Below are 3,202 nucleotides of genomic sequence, written 5' to 3' on the forward strand. Positions count from 1 at the left end.
AATTCGCCGCCGTTCTCCCTACCCGAGTGCCCATGAACGAACAGTTGCAACCTCTCAAGAAACAACCGCGAGCCGGCAAGGCCGGTCGCAGCGGTACCCAGGACGATATTGTCTACGCGCATATCTTCGAGGCCATCCTCGAACAGCGTCTGGCGCCCGGCACCAAGTTGAGCGAAGAGGCACTGGGCGAAATCTTCGGCGTCAGCCGCACCATCATTCGCCGCGCGCTGTCGCGCCTGGCCCATGAGGGCGTGGTGTTGCTGCGGCCCAATCGCGGCGCGGTGGTGGCGAGCCCAAGTGTAGAAGANGCCCGTCAGGTGTTCCTGGCGCGGCGTCTGGTCGAGCGGGCGATCACTGAATTGGCGGTTCAGCACGCGACTGCCGAGCAGATTGCCGAGCTGCGGCAGATGGTCAACGATGAGCGCGACAGCTTCTCCCGTGGCGATCGCGGTGCGGGTATCCGTCTTTCCGGCGAATTCCACCTCAAGCTGGCCGAAGCGGCGAAGAATGCGCCGCTGATCAGCTTCCAGCGCAGCCTGGTTTCCCAGACATCGTTGATCATCGCCCAGTACGAAAGCGGCAACCGCTCGCACTGTTCCTACGATGAGCACACTCAGCTGATCGATGCGATCGAAGCACGGGACGCGACGCTGGCGGTGAATCTGATGATGCATCACATGGATCACATCGACAGCAAGCTCAACCTCGATGAGGAAAGCGCGTCGGATGATTTGCATGCAGTGTTCTCGCATTTATTGCAGACCAAGAAGCCGGGGCGGCCTGCGGTCAAGCTCTAAGGTAGAACGAGGCGCGCCCATCGCGGGCAAGCCACGCTCCCACAGGATGGATGTCGGTTGCACGCTCACCGCGATCCTGTGGGAGCAGGCTTGCCCGCGATAGCAATCTGATAGGCAACAAAAATCCCCCAGTGCGGTAAAGCAACGGGGGATTTTTTATGCCCGGAAGAACTTAGCGCTGATGCACCTGATTCCCCGCCGCATACGTCTGCANCACCGCCCGATCATCCCCCAGCGTCATCAACACAAACAACGTCTCGGCAATATTATTGGCTTGCTTCAAGCGATAGCTCAGCAGCGGCGTGGCGTTGTAATCCAGTACCAAAAAGTCCGCATCGGTGCCCGGCTGCAAAGTGCCGATCTTGTCTTCCAGGCGCAGTGCCCGCGCACCGCCCAACGTGGCCAGGTACAGCGACTTGAACGGGCTCAACCGCGCGCCCTGCAACTGCATGACCTTGTAGGCTTCGTTCAACGTTTGCAGCAGCGAGAAGCTGGTACCGCCGCCCACGTCCGTGCCCAAACCAACGTTCAGTTTGTGCTTCTCGGCCATCGGCAGGTTGAACAAACCACTGCCGAGGAAGAAGTTCGACGTTGGGCAGAACGCTACGGCCGAACCCGTTTCTGCGAGCCGCGCGCACTCGTCGTCACACAGGTGCACACCATGGGCAAACACCGAGCGCTCGCCCAGCAGTTTGTAGTGGTCGTACACATCCAGATAGCCTTTGCGCTCGGGGAACAGTTCCTTGACCCACTCGACTTCCTTCAGGTTTTCGCTGATGTGGGTCTGCATGTACAGGTCGGGGTATTCGCTGAGCAACTGGCCGGCGAGGGTCAGTTGTTCCGGGGTGCTGGTGGGGGCGAAGCGCGGGGTCACCGCGTAGTGCAAACGGCCCTTGCCGTGCCAGCGCTCGATCAGCGCCTTGCTTTCCTGGTAGCCGGATTCGGCGGTGTCGGTCAGGTAGTCCGGTGCGTTGCGGTCCATCATCACCTTGCCGGCGATCATGCGCAGGTCGAGTTTCTCGGCCGCTTCAAAGAATGAATTCACCGACTGCGGGTGCACGCTGCCGAACACCAGCGCGGTGGTGGTGCCGTTGCGCAGCAGTTCCTTGATGAAGATGTCCGCGACTTCTTCGGCATGGGCCTTATCGGCGAACTGGCTTTCACACGGGAAGGTGTAAGTGTTGAGCCAATCCAGCAGTTGCTCGCCATAGGCGCCGACCATGCCGGTTTGCGGCAGGTGGATGTGGGTGTCGATCAGGCCGGGGGTGATCAGCGCGTCCTGATAATGAGTGATCTCGATATCGGTGGGCAGGGTCGGCAGCAAGTCGCTGGCGTGGCCGAGGGCACTGATCTGGCCGTTATCGATCACCAGCAGGCCGTCTTCGAAATACTCGTAGGAGGCTTCGATCCCTACTTCAGCAGGGTCGGCGATGCTGTGCAGGATGGCGGCACGGTAGGCTTTGCGAGTCAAAGGCATGGTCATCCTCAGTGGGAGGCTTGGCTGCGGCGTGACGCAGGCAGCAGTTTGGCAATCGATGATCCGGCGCTGGCTGTTTGCTGGCCGAAATTCGCGTTATAGGTGGCAATGATTTCGCCGGCGATGGAGATGGCGATCTCCACCGGTAATTTGCCCTTCACCTCGGTGAGGCCCATGGGGCAGCGCATGCGTTGCAACTGTGCGGTATCGAAGCCGCGGTCACGCAGGCGGTGTTCGAACTTGACCCGCTTGGTCTTTGAACCGATCAAGCCGAAGTAAGCAAAGTCATTGCGCTTGAGCAGTGCCGCGGTCAGTTCCAGGTCCAGCGCATGATTGTGGGTCATGACGATGCAGTAGCTGCCGGCGGGCAGGTTGTCGATTTCATCCACCGGTTCTTCGGCAACAATTTTGCGCACGCCGTGGGGGATCTGTTCCGGGAATTCCGCTTCCCGCGAATCGATCCAGCGCACCCGGCAGGGCAGGCTGGCGAGCAGCGGCACCAGCGCCCGACCGACATGGCCTGCGCCGAACACGGCGATCTGCGCCTGGACCTGGCCCATGGGTTCGAACAGCAGCACGGTCACGCCACCGCAGCACTGGCCAAGGCTCGCGCCGAGGCTGAAGCGCTCCAGATGGGTGTTCTGCTGGCCACGCACGAGCATGTCGCGGGCGATCTGCATCGCCTTGTATTCCAAGTGCCCGCCACCGATGGTGTCGAAGGTCTGCGCGGCGCTGATCACCATCTTGGAGCCGGCATTGCGCGGCGTGGAGCCGAGCTCTTCGATGATGGTCACCAGCACGCAGGGTTCACCCCGGGATTGCAGGTCGGCGAGGGCGTCGATCCAGTTGTACATATTCACCTCAACATTTCTGTTGTCTGTTCGGGCCTCATCGCTGGCAAGCCAGCTCCCACNGAGTNCTGTCAAAT

3 protein-coding genes are annotated in these 3,202 nt (G+C 60.8%); 1 reads left to right on the forward strand and 2 read right to left on the reverse strand.

The features are described from left to right. The first annotated feature begins 32 nt into the window (after window positions 1–32). Window positions 33–797, forward strand: coding sequence for a GntR family transcriptional regulator (locus B7L09_RS27230; protein ID WP_094471470.1), 765 nt, complete (start codon window positions 33–35; stop codon window positions 795–797). A gap of 172 nt (window positions 798–969) precedes the next feature. Here the strand turns inward: B7L09_RS27230 and guaD are convergent, their stop codons facing one another. Together guaD and xdhC are read right to left on the reverse strand one after the other, a co-directional pair. Continuing rightward, complete coding sequence (gene guaD / locus B7L09_RS27235; protein WP_094471472.1) at window positions 970–2,274, reverse strand: guanine deaminase; 1,305 nt, start codon at window positions 2,272–2,274, stop codon at window positions 970–972. Between the two features lie 8 nt (window positions 2,275–2,282). Beyond that, the gene (xdhC, locus tag B7L09_RS27240) at window positions 2,283–3,128 is read right to left on the reverse strand and encodes a xanthine dehydrogenase accessory protein XdhC (RefSeq protein WP_094471471.1); all 846 of its coding nucleotides are present in this window, start codon (window positions 3,126–3,128) and stop codon (window positions 2,283–2,285) included. Window positions 3,129–3,202 lie beyond the last annotated feature (74 nt).

Source organism: Pseudomonas mandelii, assembly GCF_002251635.1.
Lineage (GTDB): Bacteria > Pseudomonadota > Gammaproteobacteria > Pseudomonadales > Pseudomonadaceae > Aquipseudomonas > Aquipseudomonas mandelii_B.